At 52.2% G+C, this 15899-nt stretch carries 15 protein-coding genes, 4 tRNA genes and 1 pseudogene; all 20 read left to right on the top strand.

The window, feature by feature from the left end; genetic code table 11:
- The first annotated feature begins 44 nt into the window (after nt 1-44).
- A complete protein-coding gene (locus tag IPG22_03410; GenBank protein ID MBK6587351.1) occupies nt 45-419 on the top strand; it encodes a transcriptional regulator in 375 nt (124 codons plus the stop codon).
- Nucleotides 420-710: 291 nt separating this feature from the next.
- Entirely contained in the window at nt 711-1028 is a 318-nt protein-coding gene (locus IPG22_03405; protein MBK6587350.1) for a hypothetical protein, read from the top strand.
- 81 nt (nt 1029-1109) lie between these two features.
- Nucleotides 1110-1376 carry a hypothetical protein gene (locus IPG22_03400; GenBank protein MBK6587349.1) on the top strand — a complete coding sequence of 89 codons (267 nt, stop codon included), beginning with the start codon at nt 1110-1112 and terminating at the stop codon, nt 1374-1376.
- A 131-nt stretch (nt 1377-1507) separates the two neighbouring features.
- On the top strand, nt 1508-1657 hold the full coding sequence (locus tag IPG22_03395) for a hypothetical protein (GenBank protein ID MBK6587348.1): 150 nt from the start codon (nt 1508-1510) through the stop codon (nt 1655-1657).
- Nucleotides 1658-1661: 4 nt separating this feature from the next.
- On the top strand, nt 1662-2246 hold the full coding sequence (locus tag IPG22_03390; protein MBK6587347.1) for a hypothetical protein: 585 nt from the start codon (nt 1662-1664) through the stop codon (nt 2244-2246).
- A gap of 111 nt (nt 2247-2357) precedes the next feature.
- Entirely contained in the window at nt 2358-4142 is a 1785-nt protein-coding gene (locus IPG22_03385) for a DUF4173 domain-containing protein (GenBank protein MBK6587346.1), read from the top strand.
- A gap of 290 nt (nt 4143-4432) precedes the next feature.
- Entirely contained in the window at nt 4433-5323 is an 891-nt protein-coding gene (gene xerD, locus IPG22_03380; GenBank protein ID MBK6587345.1) for a site-specific tyrosine recombinase XerD, read from the top strand.
- 116 nt (nt 5324-5439) lie between these two features.
- Nucleotides 5440-5527, top strand: a tRNA-Tyr gene (locus tag IPG22_03375).
- Between the two features lie 53 nt (nt 5528-5580).
- Nucleotides 5581-5656 (top strand) — tRNA-Gly (locus IPG22_03370).
- 37 nt (nt 5657-5693) lie between these two features.
- Nucleotides 5694-5768 (top strand) — tRNA-Thr (locus IPG22_03365).
- Between the two features lie 47 nt (nt 5769-5815).
- Nucleotides 5816-7004 (top strand): annotated as a pseudogene (gene tuf, locus IPG22_03360) (elongation factor Tu).
- A 67-nt stretch (nt 7005-7071) separates the two neighbouring features.
- Nucleotides 7072-7224: a 50S ribosomal protein L33 gene (rpmG, locus tag IPG22_03355; protein ID MBK6587344.1), complete on the top strand. Its 153-nt coding sequence runs from the start codon at nt 7072-7074 to the stop codon at nt 7222-7224.
- 83 nt (nt 7225-7307) lie between these two features.
- Nucleotides 7308-7383, top strand: a tRNA-Trp gene (locus IPG22_03350).
- Between the two features lie 27 nt (nt 7384-7410).
- Nucleotides 7411-7653, top strand: a complete 243-nt coding sequence (gene secE / locus IPG22_03345) for a preprotein translocase subunit SecE (GenBank protein MBK6587343.1) — start codon at nt 7411-7413, stop codon at nt 7651-7653.
- Nucleotides 7654-7663: 10 nt separating this feature from the next.
- Nucleotides 7664-8224: a transcription termination/antitermination protein NusG gene (nusG, locus tag IPG22_03340; protein ID MBK6587342.1), complete on the top strand. Its 561-nt coding sequence runs from the start codon at nt 7664-7666 to the stop codon at nt 8222-8224.
- 117 nt (nt 8225-8341) lie between these two features.
- Nucleotides 8342-8767, top strand: a complete 426-nt coding sequence (rplK, locus tag IPG22_03335; protein MBK6587341.1) for a 50S ribosomal protein L11 — start codon at nt 8342-8344, stop codon at nt 8765-8767.
- Between the two features lie 81 nt (nt 8768-8848).
- Nucleotides 8849-9541: a 50S ribosomal protein L1 gene (locus tag IPG22_03330; protein MBK6587340.1), complete on the top strand. Its 693-nt coding sequence runs from the start codon at nt 8849-8851 to the stop codon at nt 9539-9541.
- Between the two features lie 20 nt (nt 9542-9561).
- Nucleotides 9562-10284, top strand: coding sequence for a 50S ribosomal protein L10 (locus IPG22_03325; protein ID MBK6587339.1), 723 nt, complete (start codon nt 9562-9564; stop codon nt 10282-10284).
- 301 nt (nt 10285-10585) lie between these two features.
- Nucleotides 10586-10975: a 50S ribosomal protein L7/L12 gene (gene rplL / locus IPG22_03320; GenBank protein MBK6587338.1), complete on the top strand. Its 390-nt coding sequence runs from the start codon at nt 10586-10588 to the stop codon at nt 10973-10975.
- Nucleotides 10976-11405: 430 nt separating this feature from the next.
- Nucleotides 11406-15857: a DNA-directed RNA polymerase subunit beta gene (gene rpoB, locus IPG22_03315; protein ID MBK6587337.1), complete on the top strand. Its 4452-nt coding sequence runs from the start codon at nt 11406-11408 to the stop codon at nt 15855-15857.
- Nucleotides 15858-15899: the final 42 nt, after the last annotated feature.

Here is a 15899-nt window from a genome sequence, read left to right as displayed (position 1 = left end):
TTATAATTTCGCGTGCTTTCGCGTATTTCGCGGGCAAAAAACAAATGGCAAAGAATCTAGCATTAAAAAATAACGACGAATCCATCGGCCACGGCCTGCGTGTCGAAAAGGCGGCCGAGAATGTCTCGAACGACCTCGACAAGGTCATACACGAACGCATGCGTCTCGGCATAATCTCAGCGCTCGCGGCGAACGCTAAGCTCAGCTTCACGGAACTCAAAACGCTACTCAATACCACCGACGGCAACATCAGCGTCCACGCGAGAAAGCTCGAAGATGCCGGTTACGTGACCCTCGAAAAGTCTTTCAAAGGACGAATGCCACTGACCGAATACAAGATCACTAAGGCCGGAAGGGAAGCGTTGACGCGGTATCTCGACCACATGGAGGCCTTGATCAAGGCGATGAAGGGTCGGTAGACAGTGGCCAGCAGTAAGTAATCAGTAGCCAGTTTTTCTTTGTCGCGGAGCGACAACTGAATTTAGCCGTGGGTGAAACCCACGGAAAGAGTAGCCAGTTTTTCTGTCGCGTAGCGACAACTGATTGTAGCCGTGGGTGAAAACCCACGGAAAAGATGGAGAAAGGGCCGCCGTCGCGTCAGCGACGATTGAGATTGAACCGTCGCTAACGCGACGCGAAAAATAAACGACCGAAACCGTGGGTTTTCACCCACGGCTACATTCAACCGCCGCTATGCGGCGAAGACGAACATGCGATATTCCAACTCACACAACCGCCGAACATATTGGACAGTGCAGATGCTTTTGATGGCTCCGGTCATCCTGATGTGGTGCGGTGTGGCTTATTGGTTCGGGTTTGCGTCGGAGGTGATCCTGAAACTCGCTTTTCCGCCGACGTTGGCTCCGACGTTATTCTCGCTTCTGCTTCTGACGGCTCTCGCCTGGACGCTCTGGCACCGCAGCCGCGTGCCGCGTTGGCGACGCGAGGTGCGGCGGACGGACACGGCGATCTGTGTGTTTATTGCATTTTCGATGCTGCATGTCATTGGGCAGATCATGGGGATGTGAAGACGCGAAAATTCGGGAACAAAAGGAGACTGCGGGCGTCAAATAAAGCATCGGTTCCGGCGGTTTCCACTCGAGGTTAAGATGGAGATACTTTCACCAAAGATACAGCGGATCCTATTCACACTTTGCGGCATTGCTTTCATACCGCCTTGCCTTTTTTTCGCTCTCTACACGGTAATGCTCATCTACAAAAACGTCACCGCCAGGCCCGAAGAGGCGGCGGCGCACCGTAACTTCGGAATGCTCATCGGAGCGATCGCATTTCCGCTGGCGACGATAGTTTTTGGGTTGATCAGTAGGTGGTTTTTTAAGAAGAGCTGGTCGCTTGGGTCAGGATCAGCTTTATAAATAGACCGCAAAAGAAGATGCATTTCAATAGTTCTATGAAAACCGTGAGCCCCACAACAGAAAGAATACTCTCAGCATTTTGTGGAGTATTTTTCGCGGTTCCATCGATCTATTTTGGCTACCTAGCCATAATGCTAATCCATTTGATCTTTACAAGCGGAGGCAACTCGTGGCCGAGGGAAGTTCAGATCCTGATGGTCGGATTGCCGACGGGATGTATAGTCCTTGCGGCACTGAGCCGTTATTTCTTTCGACAGGCGTTAAAACCAAATTTGAAATAACCATATGAACGCGAATTATCTGGAAGTTAGTGGTCGGACATATTACGCATTCGAAGAGCCTGATTTTGTTGGGCCGATGCCTGTAGTAAAAGCGGAAGCACAGCCGCTTTCAACCGTAGAGAAATATAACGAGGGTCAAATCGAGGCGAAATTCTGGCGAAGGCAGTTTGGGCGAGTTGTGACCCGGCGGCAACAGAAGTTTGATTGGTTTTTCGGCGTCATTATGCCGGCGATCTGTTTCTTTTTTGATCCAGTCGTTTTTCGCGGTTGGGATGAAGGGGATGGAATGCTCGCAAAATATAGGATCTTTGCGTATTTGCTTAGCGGAACGGCGATCATGGCGATGGCCGCGTGGCTGCTGTGGGGTGAACAGCTTAAGGCTCTGACTGCTCCACTTGCTGGACTTTTCTTCACATCAGGAATTTTGGCCGCGATGATCGGAATAGCTCTCTTTCCCCTAAGCCTGATCGGGTCGATATTCATTATCGGTTTCCTCGGATTCACACCATTTTTTACCGCCATCGTGTTTTTACGGAACGCATTTCGATCTCGTCGCGTCGCTGCCGAGCACTTGAGTCGAGCACTCTAAACTTCGTCACAGTTTTGAGCAGTCTTGCGGGATTCACGTTTCCATGGATAGCCAATGCGACGTTTCCGATCGTTTCGAGAAGTGAAAGTTTCTTCGGTTTTTAATAAAAATATGAACGCACGTACGAAGACAGGTTTAGAGATCTTGCAGTTTGCGGCCGTGATCGGGTTGCTGGGCGATGTGCTTTTGCGGGCGACGCCTTGGGGACTGAACGTGACGCTGTTTAACATCGCGTTCGCGGCTGCGATGATAACGCTTTTGTGGCGAAACGCTCCGCAATTTCTGACGCGGCCGACGATCGCTCTGTTTGGGGCACTCATTTTCTTCGCATCGATGTTCACGTGGCGTGATGCGATCGAACTGCGGGTCGCGGATACGATCGCGATTGTCGCAATTCTCTCAATAATATTTATCCCGCGGATGAAGATCGCGACGCAGATCGCCGGCGTCTTTCAGTACGGCGTTGCATTTTTATGGTCCGGATTTAACGCACTTTTCGCACCCATCATGCTCATGACGATGGACATCCAATGGGCAAAGATCCCTCGGACCGGAGCGACGCGTCACATCGTCTCGGTGCTGCGAGGCGTCGCGATCGTGACTCCGCTGCTGCTGATATTCGGCGGGCTGTTCGTGGCGGCGGATGCGGTCTATGCCGGCTGGGTGCAGCGGGTTTTTAATATCAAACCAGAGATCATTGTCACGCACGTGGTCCTAACGGCACTGTTTGCCTGGCTTTCGGCCGGATACCTCCGCGGCGTGCTGATGCAGGATGACGATACATTTTCCTCGCCGATACCCGCCGTCGAACCGGTCGCTTCGGTTGTCGAGACAACGACAGCATCCGAAACCTCTTCACCACACCTGCCCAACAACCTCACGGTTCTCGAACACATAAACCTGTCCGACCCTCCCAACCAACCTCAACCGCCGAAAGCCGAAGCTCCGCCAAAAGCTGAGCCCGCGAGATGGGATTGGGCTAAGTTTGACAACACGGTCATGCCAGGCGGGCTGACGCTTGGTTCGGTTGAGATCGCGGTGGTTTTGGGGCTGATGAACTTGTTGTTTCTCAGTTTTGTGATCGTGCAGGTGCCGTATCTGTTCGGCGGAATGGAGCTGGTGCAGAATACACCGGATTTCAAACTGGCCGCGTACGCCCGCCGCGGTTTTGGTGAACTCGTCACGGTCGCCGGCCTCGTCTTGCCGATCCTTCTAGCGTCGCACTGGTTGATCCGCAAAGAATCGCGCGTCGCGACGATCCTTTTCCGCGTCCTCGCGGGAATTCAGATCGCTCTGCTTTTCGTCATCATGGCGTCCGCTGTCCAGCGGCTCGTCCTGCTCACGGGCGAACTCGGTTACGGCATGACGACGATCAGGCTTTACCCGCTGATCTTTATGTCGTGGCTCGCGATCGTGTTTGTGTGGTTTGCCGCGACGGTGTTGCGTGGTGCGAGAAACCATTTCGCGTGGGGAGCTTTGTGGTCTGCGTTTCTGATCCTCGGTGCGACGCATCTGCTTGACCCGGATGCCTTCATTGCCAAAACGAATGTCGCGCTCATGCAGCAGGGACGCGATTTTGACGCATATTACAATTCGCGGCTCAGCGATGACGCTATGCCGGTCCTCATGTCGGCCTTCGAGGATCTAAACCCAAAGGCACAAGAAACCGTGGTACGCCGATTCGCTGAACGCTATCAGGAATCCAAATGCGAAGGCGACCTGCGCAGCTGGAACCTGTCGCGTTCGCGAACGCAAAAGATGCTGACGTCGAACCCTGACCTAGTCAGAGAGATGGAAGCCATCAACGCTCTCAGATCTCACCGCTACAACAGAATGGGCGAAACCGTCGGCCCTGACTGCGGCGGCGAAAGAGATGGTGATAATGAAAATGATTGATGTTATCGACGATAACGGAACTCGTGAAAATAGCGGACGTTCTTGCGGTAGTCGATGAGAAAGAAGAATGTGCGGGATCCGTTTCCCGCACATTTTCATCAAATTCAACGAAAAACGACCTTCGACCAATCTCCAAAATACCTCTACCAATCTCGGCAAACTACTCTAACAATCTCCTCAAAGTGCATTACCAATGTGGCTGTTTTAATTTTGTTGCTTTCGGGGTCGCCGATTGCATAGAATTAGGACTGAAGATCATCCCGACGCATCCGGATCGTGATGCAAATAATATGGATCGACCCAAACGCGACCTCATCAGGGAATACCTCAGATACTGCCGCGTCGAAAAAGGGCTTGCCGCTAACTCGATCGAGAGCTACGGTACCGACCTCGGGCGGTTGTCAGTGTGGTCCGCGAAAAACGGCCTCGATCTGCTGACGCTTGGCCGCACGGACCTTCGCGAATGGCTGATCGACCTTGGTGGTGAGAAGCTTTCTGAGAACTCGAAACGCCGTATTATCAGTGCCGTTCGAGGGTTTTATAAGTTTTTGATGTTCGACGGCCACGTGACCAAAAACCCGGCCGAGGATCTGGTTGCTCCGCAGAAAAGTGCCTATTTACCGCGATTTCTTAATCGGCACGAGATCGAGACCTTGCTTGCTACGCCCGATACTGCGACCGAATCGGGACTTCGCGATAGGGCGATACTGGAACTGATGTATGCGTCGGGATTACGCGTTTCTGAAGCGGTGAATTTAAAAATTAATAACGTCGATCTCGACTCGGGCATCGTCACTACAACCGGAAAAGGCAGCAAGACACGCCGTGTGCCAGTGGGTTCAAGTGCGATAGAGTGGATAAAAAGTTACCTGGTTCTGCGTCGAAAAAAAGAAAATATCGAGATCGAGAACATGTTCGTAAACTCGAACGGCAGACCCGTCAACCGTCAGTCGATCTACGTCTCGATCACGGAATACGCTGATAAATGCGGCTTCACAGGCGTTTCACCGCACACGCTGCGGCACTCGTTCGCAACACACCTGGTTCAGAATAGTGCAGATATCCGGTCGGTGCAGCAAATGCTCGGCCATGCTGACATTTCGACCACACAGGTCTATACTCATATTACGAACACGCAGTTGAAGCGCAACTACGAGAAGTTTCACCCGCGTTCGAGATAAGCCTTAACAGGCGCCAATTTTCTGCCTTTCCGCGCTTGCAAGCCTTTAAAGTCTTCGCTATTATTGGAAATTTGCTAATTGGCTCAAAAAGTCGGTTTAGGCATCAATTAGATCACGCATGGGTGGTCGAGCGGTCAAAGGCAACGGGCTGTAAACCCGTCGGATTAATTTCCTACGTAGGTTCAAATCCTACCCCATGCACCATTTTTGATAATTAAATGAATGTTGAATTTTTGATTCAATATTCATCATGGTTTGCGGGAGTAGCTCAGTTGGTAGAGCGTCAGCCTTCCAAGCTGAATGTCGCGAGTTCGAATCTCGTCTCCCGCTCCATCAATTTTTTTCGCTGTCAGCGAACAAAGTTGGAGCTGCCCAAGTAGCTCAGGGGTAGAGCGCATCCTTGGTAAGGATGAGGTCCCGGGTTCAAATCCCGGCTTGGGCTCCAGTTTATTTAGAGCGTTAGTTGATCAATTAATAGGAAGAGTAAGAGAAATGAGTAAAGAGAAATTCGACCGAAGTAAGCCGCACGTGAACATTGGAACGATCGGGCACGTAGACCACGGCAAGACGACATTGACGGCAGCGATCACGAAAGTGATGTCGAAGCACAACGCGAAGATGACGTTTCGATCGTTTGATTCGATCGACAATGCACCTGAAGAAAAGGCTCGTGGTATTACAATTGCGACGAGCGCACGTTGAGTATGAGACGGCTAATCGTCACTACGCCCACGTCGATTGCCCGGGCCACGCTGACTATGTCAAGAACATGATCACGGGAGCTGCCCAGATGGACGGAGCGATCCTCGTCGTGGCAGCAACGGACGGCCCGATGCCGCAGACCCGCGAGCACATCCTGCTTGCCCGTCAGGTTGGCGTACCTTCGATGGTCGTCTTCATGAACAAGGCAGACATGGTCGATGACGCAGAGCTGCTCGAACTGGTCGACATGGAGATCCGCGAACTCCTTAGCTCATACGAATTCCCTGGTGACGATACACCGATCACCCAGGGCTCGGCACTGAGAGCACTCGAAGGCGATCCTGCATGGGAAGTAAAGATCGATGAGCTGATGCAGACGGTGGATGATTTCATCCCGACCCCTGCTCGTGAGACTGACAAGCCGTTCCTGATGCCGGTCGAAGATATCTTCACGATCCAGGGCCGCGGAACAGTCGCAACCGGAAGAATCGAACGCGGCGTTATCAACGTCAACGAACCGGTCGAGATCGTCGGAATCAAAGACACACGCAACTCGGTCGTAACGGGCGTCGAAATGTTCAAGAAGCTTCTCGATTCAGGAATGGCAGGCGACAACGTCGGACTTCTGCTGAGAGGCGTCGAGCGTAAAGAGATCGAACGCGGACAGGTTATCGCGAAACCGGGTTCGATCACACCGCACACGAAGTTCAAGGCTGAGGCATACGTCCTCACGAAAGAAGAAGGCGGACGCCACACCCCGTTCTTTACGGGATATCGCCCGCAGTTCTACTTCAGAACAACGGACGTGACCGGCGTTGCACACCTTCCGGCCGGAGTTGAGATGGTTATGCCGGGCGACAACATCCAGATGGAGATCGAGCTCATCGCTCCGATCGCCATGGAAAAAGGACTCCGTTTCGCTATCCGCGAAGGCGGCAGAACAGTCGGAGCCGGTACGGTTTCAGAAGTAGTTTTGTAAGTTGGAATGCCGGCATCTGCGGTAAGACCGCTCGAAGAAAGCTGCTGAATGCTGTTCCAGAGGAAATATGCCAAGAGATAATATTATTTTGCAGTGCACTGAGTGCAAAGAGCGCAACTACGTTACGACAAAGAACAAAAAGAACACGCCTAACAGGCTTGAGCTTAAAAAGTTTTGCAATCGTTGCCGTTGCCACCGTGTACACAGAGAAAATAAATAGTCTGGAGTCATGAGTCTGGAGTCGTGAGCTGGAATTAAGTTCCGGCTCACGACTCCAGGCTCGCTACTCTTGACTCATTACAAAGGGGTATGGTGTCAATGGTTAGCATGCGGGTCTCCAAAACCTAAGGTGCGGGTTCGAGTCCTGCTACCCCTGCCATTAACGAAGATTTTGTAGGAGAAAAACGTGTCAGAAGCAGTTGCACAGGCCGAAGGGAAACATAAAGAAGGTATCGGCGAGTTTATTCAAAAAACGCGTTCCGAGCTTGATAAGACAACATTCCCGTCATCGGAAGATGTGAAGAACACGACTATCATCGTGATCCTGAATGTTTTTTTCTTTGCGGCTTTTTTGTTCTTGATCGATCAGGGATGGGTTTACGTTATCCAGGGCCTAACATGGGTCATCAATAAGCTCGCCGGAGCATAAGGAATTCACGATGAAGCAGTGGTATTTTATCCACACCTATTCGGGGCATGAGAATAAGGTGGTCGAGAGCCTCGGGGCACGCATCCGCGATATGGAGCTGGCCGAGCAGATCACTGAAGTTCTGCTTCCGAAGGAAAAAGTCGTCGAAATGCGCGGCAATAAAGAGTATGTCTCCGAGCGGATGTTCTATCCCGGATACGTGCTCGTTGAGATCGATTGTGACGAAAAGGGCAAGATTCCCGATAACGTGTTTCACGCGATCAAATCGACGCCTAAGGTGACCGGCTTTCTTGGTGGAAAACAGCCAACGCCGCTCACTCAGGCCGAGGTCGATCAGATCATCAGCAACATCGAGGTCGCGACAGAGAAGCCGAAACCGAAGTTCACCTACGATGTAGGCGAGGTCGTCAGGATCAAATCCGGCCCATTCGCGAGCTTCACCGGTAAGGTTGAGGAGATCAATGAAGATAAATCGACACTCAAGGTCTCGATCACCATCTTCGGACGTTCGACGCCGTATGAATTGACATTTTTAGAAGTTGAAAAAGTTACGTTTGCTGAGGAAGAGTAGACGGAACGCAGGCTGCCAGCCTGCGTGTTTGAAGATCAGGAAGAGGACATTGCCGGCAAACGGCATCGTTAATCGAAAGGAGAGACTGGCAGGCTGGCAGCCTGCGGTCCGACAAGTATGGCAAAGAAGATAGAAGGTTACATTAAGTTACAGATCCCGGCTGGCAAAGCCAATCCGGCTCCGCCGATCGGCCCTGCATTGGGTCAGCACGGCGTTAACATCATGGAGTTTTGCAAGGCGTTCAACGCCAAAACGCAAAACGACGATCCGGATATGAAGGTGCCGGTCGTGATCACAGTTTATGCGGATCGTTCGTTCACGTTCGTGACTAAAACTCCGCCAGCGGCCGATCTTTTGAGAAAAGCGTCGGGCATCGCAAAGGGTTCGAGCAAGTCCAATAAGGAAAAAGTAGGCTCGATCTCTAAAGCAAAGATCGAAGAGATAGCCAAATTAAAAATGGTCGATCTCAATACGTCTGACCTCGCGGCCGCCATGCGGACTATCGAGGGAACGGCGAAATCGATGGGTTTGACCATCGAATAAAATAGGTCCTATAGGACGGATAAGTCATATAGGTCTCATTAGGGAGGACAACTAAGTTGTCCGCTACTACCTGGAGGTAAAATGAAAAGAGGCAAGAAATATCTTGCGGCTGCCGAAAAGATCGAGGCAGGCAAGAAGCACACGCTTGAAGAGGCGGTCTCAAAATTAAAAGAGATCGCATTTGCTAAGTTTGACGAGACCGTCGAACTCACCATGTGGCTCGGCGTTGACCCGCGAAAAGCGGATCAGCTCGTCCGCGGAACCATCGTCCTGCCGCACGGCTTGGGCGGTACGGCGAAACGCATTGTCGTAATTGCTCAGAGCGATAAGATCCGCGAGGCTGAGGAAGCCGGAGCAGATTTTGCCGGCGGCGACGACATCGTTGACAAGATCAAAGGCGGCTGGCTCGACTTCGACGCACTCATTGCGACGCCCGATATGATGGGCAAGGTCGGACAGCTCGGTAAGGTTCTCGGTCCTCGAGGCCTGATGCCAAATCCAAAAACGGGAACGGTCACGATGGACGTGAAAACGGCAATCGAAGAAACCAAGGCTGGTAAGGTCGAATATCGCGTTGATAAAACGGGCGTTATTCACTCGCCGGTCGGAAAGGTGTCGTTCGACCCTGCAAAATTGCAGGAAAACACGCGAGTTTTGATCAGCGCGGTCATCAAGGCAAAGCCGACGACCGCTAAAGGACGTTACCTGAAAAAAATTAATTTGGCCGCGACGATGAGCCCGGGCGTTCTGCTCGATGAGCTGGCGTACGTTTAATTGAGGAGCGAGAAAGAGAAATGAAATCAAGAGAAACAAAACAAACAGATCTGAACGCCCTCAGTGAGTCGCTGCAGAATTCTACCTCGGCAATGGTCGTCAGCTTTTCGAAGCTAACGGTTACCAAGGATCAGGAATTCAGAAGCCAGCTTCGCGAGGCCGGTGCTAAATACCAGGTTGTAAAAAACACTCTGGCCCGCATCGCGGTAAAAGGAACGCAGTTTGAAGATGCCGCTGAGGCTTTCAAAGGCGTAACCGCAATTGCGTGGACCGACGGAGATCCGGTCATTCTTTCGAAAGCAGTTTCGAAGTTCATGAAGGAAAATGCGGCCATCTACACCTTTAAAACGGGTGTAGTTGACGGCAAACTCGTGAACCTCGACCAGCTCACCACGATCGCGAATCTGCCGTCGAAAGAAGAGCTTATTTCCAAACTTCTGTGGGTCATTAACGCACAGGCTCAGGGTATCGTTACGGTTATCAACGCCGTACCGCGTGACCTTGCTGTTGTGATCAAGCAGATCGGTGAGAACAAACCGGCAGGTGCAGCTCCGGCAGCCGAAGCTAAGGCTGAAGAGCCGGCTCCGGCGGCTGAGGTCGAAGCTGCTCCGGAAGAAGAGGCTCCAGCTGTGGAAACCGCTGAAGCTCCGGTCGAGGCTGCTCCATCTGAAGAAGCTCCGGCCGCAGAGCCTGAAGCTGAACCGGCTGCTGAAGAAGCTCCGGCGGAAGAACCGGCAGCATAAACGATTTTGTTTCGGGAACTAAGTTGCGAGACTTGGTTCCCGATCATTCAAGATTTGAAATTTAAGATTTCAAATTTGAGATAGCGGGCGGTAACGTTCGCAACAGCCGTGCTCAAGGAAAACGAGCCCAAGTGATTTGTCAGGTCACCGGCGGCTTCGGACAGGCGAGGAAAGGTGATGCAACCCCGACCGAATTTGTCCCTGGGTTCTAGCGGCAAGAAGCGGTTAGTAGCAGATCGAAAAGTCTCTATTAACTACCTACTAAATTAACAGAACCCTAAATAGGAGAAATATTAAAGTTATGGCAACCACAAAAGCAGATGTAGTCGAATTTTTGAAAGGCATGACGCTTCTCGAAGCGTCGGAATTGGTCAAGGAACTCGAAGAAGTTTTCGGTGTTTCGGCAGCGGCAGCAGCAGCTCCGATGATGATGGCAGCTCCGGCTGGCGGCGGTGACGCTCCGGCTGCAGAAGAGAAAGATTCGTTTGATGTCGTTCTCACCTCGGCCGGCGGCAACAAGATCGCGGTCATCAAAGTTGTTCGCGAAGTCGTTGCAGGCCTTGGCCTCAAGGAAGCGAAAGACCTCGTCGATGCAGCTCCGAAAGCCCTCAAAGAAGGCGTTTCGAAGGCAGAAGCAGACGAGATCTCTGCCAAGCTCACGGAAGCTGGTGCAACTGTCGAGCTCAAATAGTTTTCGACTTGGGAAATGATCGCCGGGAAAGCGGGTCAGCTGTAATTTGCAGCCCGCCTTCCCGGCGCATCTTTGTTCAAAAAAAAGGCCTTGCCTTTTCGATGATTTGTTGCTAAGCTAAGAGGTTCGCACCGCTATTTTATTTTCGCCGTGCGATAAGTAGGTTTAGTAAGCCAACGGCGTTTACGCCTTCGGTGGTTTTGGACGCGGCTCATGAGCCGCACACACGTGGAGAGTCGGTGTCCTTTCTGACACGCTCGGAAAATTTATTTCAAGCAAATGCTGCTTAAAGAAGCGGTCTGGGTAAACTTTACCTAGGGCCGCATTTGCCGTCTTTACCGCGAGAGAGTTTAAAAGGAACTTTGCTAGGGGCATCGTATCAGCAACGTTTCCAAAAATCAACGTATTTTTTATCGCCCGCATTAATCATATGATCAACAATCCTCTACAAAGCAGCCCGAACGGCCTAGGACGACGAACTAGCCAATCGCCGCAGAGAGTAGATTTCTCAAAGATCTACACGTCGGCGCAGATCCCGAATCTCATTGAGGTCCAGCGCGAATCTTACAATCGATTCCTGCAGATGGACCTTATCCCGGAGGAGCGCGACTATATCGGCCTTCAGTCCGTGTTCGCGTCGATCTTCCCGGTTTCGGATTTTCGTGAGACGGCAACTCTTGAATACGTTGAATATCAGATCGGTAACTGGCAGTGCAAATGCGGAAACCTCGAGGGCCTGGAGCACTTACGTGCAAATTGTAAGAATTGCTCGGCTAAGATCAAGGTCGATCCGTTCAATCCTGCCGAAGTGCTTTGTAACAACTGCGGCACGTTCAATGCGGTCCGCCCGAATCTCTGCAACAACTGCGGTGAGCCGGTCGGCCTCAAACACAAACACGATCAGCAGGAATGTCAGGAACGCGGAATGTCATACAGCGTTCCGCTCAAGGTCAAGATTCGTCTGACTGTCTATGACAAAGATCCTGATACTGGGGTATCGACGATCCGCGATATTAAAGAAGAGGATGTTTTCTTCGGCGAAATTCCGCTGATGACGGACAACGGTACCTTCATTATCAACGGTACTGAGCGAGTCATCGTTTCACAGCTCCATCGCTCGCCGGGTGTTTTCTTCAAGGGCGACCGCGACGAATACCTGGCGAAGATCATTCCGTATAGAGGTTCGTGGGTTGAATTCGAATACGATCAGAAGGGTATTCTTCACGCTCGTCTGGGTAAGCGAAAGATCATTGCCACCGTTTTCCTTCGTGCCCTCGGCCTGTGGCTGAATCCGCAGATCGACATGAAGACGGTTTCGGACAACATCCTCGAAGAGGTTGTAAAGAGTGCGGATTATTCAAACGCGAGCATTCTAAAACTTTTCTACGTCACCGACGACGTTACGATTGAAAAAGGCAGGCTTTGCCTCAACGTCAAACCGGAAGGTGAAACCCATCTTGTCGGAATGCGGGCAGAAGAAGACATTAAGGACAAAAAAGAGGACGTTACCCGCAAAGGGAAAAAAGTTACCAAATCCGCTCTCGCCGACCTTCGGCGAATGGGCAGAGATAAGATCGAGGTCGCGGCCGCTGATTTCGAAGGAGCTTTTGCACTCGACGACATTGTCAATACCGAAACTGGTGAGGTCGTCGTTGAGGCGAACACCGAGATCGTTGCCGGTAAGCTTTCGCAGATCATCGAAGAAGGCGTTTCAAATCTGACCGTCTTTTTCCCGAAACGCGACGTTATCGGCGAGATCATTTCGGCGACTATCAGAAAAGATCCAATTTCGAAACCGGTCGATGCATTGCTCGAGATCTACCGCAAGATGCGTCCGGGCGATCCGCCAACGGTTCCAACGGCATATCGTCTGCTCGAAGGCATGTTCTTCGACACACGCCGTTTTGATCTGTCGCGTGTCGGACGTTTGAAATTCAACATCAAAATGGGCCGCCCTGAGCGTGACCGGATCACTGACCCGCTTTTACAGGCTGGTGATTTCGTTGAGGTCGTTAATTACCTTCTCAAGATGAAGAAGGACAGTGAGCATTACAGCCAGGACGATATCGATCATCTCGGCAACCGCCGCGTTCGCGCGGTCGGTGAGCTGCTCGAAAATCAATTCCGCATCGGCCTCGAGCGTATGGAGCGTGCGATCAAGGAGAAGATGTCCATTCAACAGGACATGTTCACCACGATGCCGCGAGACCTCGTGAATGCGAAGCCGGTGACGGCTGCGGTTCGTGAGTTCTTCGGTTCGTCGCAGCTTTCGCAGTTCATGGACCAGACGAATCCGCTGTCGGAAATTACGCACAAACGCCGTCTATCGGCGCTCGGACCAGGCGGTCTTTCGCGTGAACGTGCCGGATTTGAGGTTCGTGACGTTCACCCGACCCACTACGGCCGTATCTGCCCGATCGAGACGCCTGAAGGCCCGAACATCGGCCTTATCTCGTCGCTGTCATGCTTTGCTCGAATTAATGAGTTCGGTTTTATCGAATCGCCGTATCGGCGTGTCGTTGACGGTCGCGTTATTGAATACGTCCGCCTGAAAAACGGTGGTGATACCAGCTTCAAGCCGGGTGATCACGTGCCGCTTGAGGATGTCGAGGCAGCGAACGCCAAGCTGAAAAAAGACCAGCAGCAGGCAGTGTTCGAACCATGGCCGTTCTATCTGACCGCTTGGGAAGAAGATAAATGGATCATCGGCCAGGCAAATATCGAACTCGATGAAAAGGGTAATTTCGTCAATGAGCGAAATGCGGCCCGGCAGAAAGGTGAATTCATTACCGCTGACCGTCAGGACATCCAGTACATGGACGTCTCGCCGAAACAGCTCGTTTCGGTCGCTGCGTCGCTCATACCGTTCCTTGAGAACGACGATGCTAACCGTGCTCTTATGGGTTCGAACATGCAGCGTCAGTCAGTTCCGCTTCTGCGTGCCGATTCGCCGTATGTGGGAACGGGTATGGAGAAGATCGCCGCTCGCGATTCGGGTGCGGTTGTTATTGCCAAACGTGACGGCGTGGTCGATTTCGTTGACTCGGAACGCATCATCGTCAAAGCCGACCATCAGGTCGACGGCACGATCTCGCGTGAGGTGACGGCGGATATTTATTCGCTCGTCAAATTTAAGCGATCTAACCAGAACACATGTATCAACCAGCGTCCCATCGTCGAGGTTGGCGAACGCGTCACAAAGGGCCAGGTCATTGCCGACGGTCCCTGTACGGACCGCGGCGAACTTGCTCTCGGTCGAAACGTGCTCGTGGCATTTATGCCTTGGCGCGGATACAACTTTGAGGATGCCATTTTGGTGTCTGAGAAGATGGTGAAGGACGATTACTACACTTCGATCCACATCGAGGAACTCGAGATCGAGGCCCGCGATACCAAGCTCGGACCTGAGGAGATCACGCGTGACATTCCGAATATCGGTGAGAATATGCTCCGCGATCTCGACGAGTCGGGGATCATCCGTATCGGTGCTCACGTCAAACCGGGTTCGGTTCTCGTTGGTAAAGTTACGCCGAAAGGCGAAACGCAGCTGACGGCGGAAGAAAAACTTCTCCGTGCGATCTTTGGTGAAAAGGCCGGCGACGTTAAAGACGCTTCGCTCACCTGCCCTCCGGGAATCGACGGTACAGTCGTTGACGTTCAGATCTTTACCCGCAAGGGCCAGGACAAGGACGAGCGTTCACTCGATATCGAGGGAATGGAAGAGGACGATTTCCACCGCGATCTCGACGACGAAATTCGTATCCTGCAGGAACAGCGTGACGAGCGCATCTACGAGCTTTTCGACGGCCGCAAGCTGACGAAAGACCTCGTTGACGGCAAGGACGTGCTGATCAAGAAGGGCGAAACGCTGACGCGTGAAATTCTCAAAGAGGTCGACACCAAGTTCCTCCGCAAGGCTGAGGTCGCTGCCGGTTCGATCGACATCGCTGGTGAAGTCAAAGAATACGAACAGCGTACCGAACGCCAGATCAACATTCTTCGCGACATCTACGACGAAAAGATCACTAAGCTCAAGCAGGGCGACGAATTGCCTCCGGGAGTCATCAAGATGGTCAAAGTCTTTGTTGCCATGAAGCGTAAGCTTTCGGTCGGCGACAAAATGGCTGGACGCCACGGTAACAAGGGTGTTATCGCCCGCATTCTGCCTGAGGAAGATATGCCGTACTTGCCGGATGGAACACCGGTCGAGATCGTGCTAAACCCGCTCGGCGTGCCATCGCGTATGAACGTCGGACAGATCCTCGAGACGCATCTCGGATGGGCTGCCCGCATCCTTGGACTTCACTTTGCAACTCCCGTTTTTGACGGAGCAAGCGAAGAAGAGATCAAGGGTTACATCGTCAAGGCAAACGAGAAGTACGACGAACTCGGTATTCCGGCATCGGTCGGCCCATCGGGCAAGACTCGTCTCTATGACGGTATGACAGGCGAGCAGTTCGAGCAGAAGGTTTGTGTGGGTTACATCTATATGTTGAAACTCTCACACCTTGTGGACGACAAGATCCACGCCCGCTCGATCGGACCATACTCACTCATTACGCAGCAGCCTCTGGGCGGTAAAGCACAGTTCGGCGGACAGCGTTTCGGAGAGATGGAGGTTTGGGCGCTCGAAGCCTACGGTGCGGCTCACATTCTGCAGGAATTGCTCACATGCAAATCCGACGACGTGGCCGGACGTTCGAAGATCTACGAAACGATCGTCAAGGGTGTTTCGAACTTCGAACCGGGCATTCCGGAATCGTTCAACGTTCTGGTCCGCGAGCTGCAATCCTTGTGTCTCGATGTCGAGCTGATTCAGGAGCACGAGATCGATCCGGATGAGGTCGTGGCTGGTGTGGATGCACTGGTTGGCGTCGACTAAAAATAGGACCTATACGTCCCATATGACCTATAAGTCCTATTT

This window comes from Acidobacteriota bacterium, from assembly GCA_016703965.1.
Lineage (GTDB): Bacteria > Acidobacteriota > Blastocatellia > Pyrinomonadales > Pyrinomonadaceae > OLB17.
This window is presented reverse-complemented; position numbering and strand designations above follow the sequence as displayed.

Coding starts and splice junctions, on each gene's coding strand:
- IPG22_03400 (MBK6587349.1), top strand. CDS start 1,110: ATGGAGATACTTTCACCAAAGATACAGCGGATCCTATTCACACTTTGC.
- IPG22_03385 (MBK6587346.1), top strand. CDS start 2,358: ATGAACGCACGTACGAAGACAGGTTTAGAGATCTTGCAGTTTGCGGCC.
- IPG22_03405 (MBK6587350.1), top strand. CDS start 711: ATGCGATATTCCAACTCACACAACCGCCGAACATATTGGACAGTGCAG.
- IPG22_03410 (MBK6587351.1), top strand. CDS start 45: ATGGCAAAGAATCTAGCATTAAAAAATAACGACGAATCCATCGGCCAC.
- IPG22_03395 (MBK6587348.1), top strand. CDS start 1,508: ATGCTAATCCATTTGATCTTTACAAGCGGAGGCAACTCGTGGCCGAGG.
- IPG22_03390 (MBK6587347.1), top strand. CDS start 1,662: ATGAACGCGAATTATCTGGAAGTTAGTGGTCGGACATATTACGCATTC.
- IPG22_03325 (MBK6587339.1), top strand. CDS start 9,562: ATGAAATCAAGAGAAACAAAACAAACAGATCTGAACGCCCTCAGTGAG.
- xerD (MBK6587345.1), top strand. CDS start 4,433: ATGGATCGACCCAAACGCGACCTCATCAGGGAATACCTCAGATACTGC.
- rpmG (MBK6587344.1), top strand. CDS start 7,072: ATGCCAAGAGATAATATTATTTTGCAGTGCACTGAGTGCAAAGAGCGC.
- nusG (MBK6587342.1), top strand. CDS start 7,664: ATGAAGCAGTGGTATTTTATCCACACCTATTCGGGGCATGAGAATAAG.
- IPG22_03330 (MBK6587340.1), top strand. CDS start 8,849: ATGAAAAGAGGCAAGAAATATCTTGCGGCTGCCGAAAAGATCGAGGCA.
- rplK (MBK6587341.1), top strand. CDS start 8,342: ATGGCAAAGAAGATAGAAGGTTACATTAAGTTACAGATCCCGGCTGGC.
- rpoB (MBK6587337.1), top strand. CDS start 11,406: ATGATCAACAATCCTCTACAAAGCAGCCCGAACGGCCTAGGACGACGA.
- rplL (MBK6587338.1), top strand. CDS start 10,586: ATGGCAACCACAAAAGCAGATGTAGTCGAATTTTTGAAAGGCATGACG.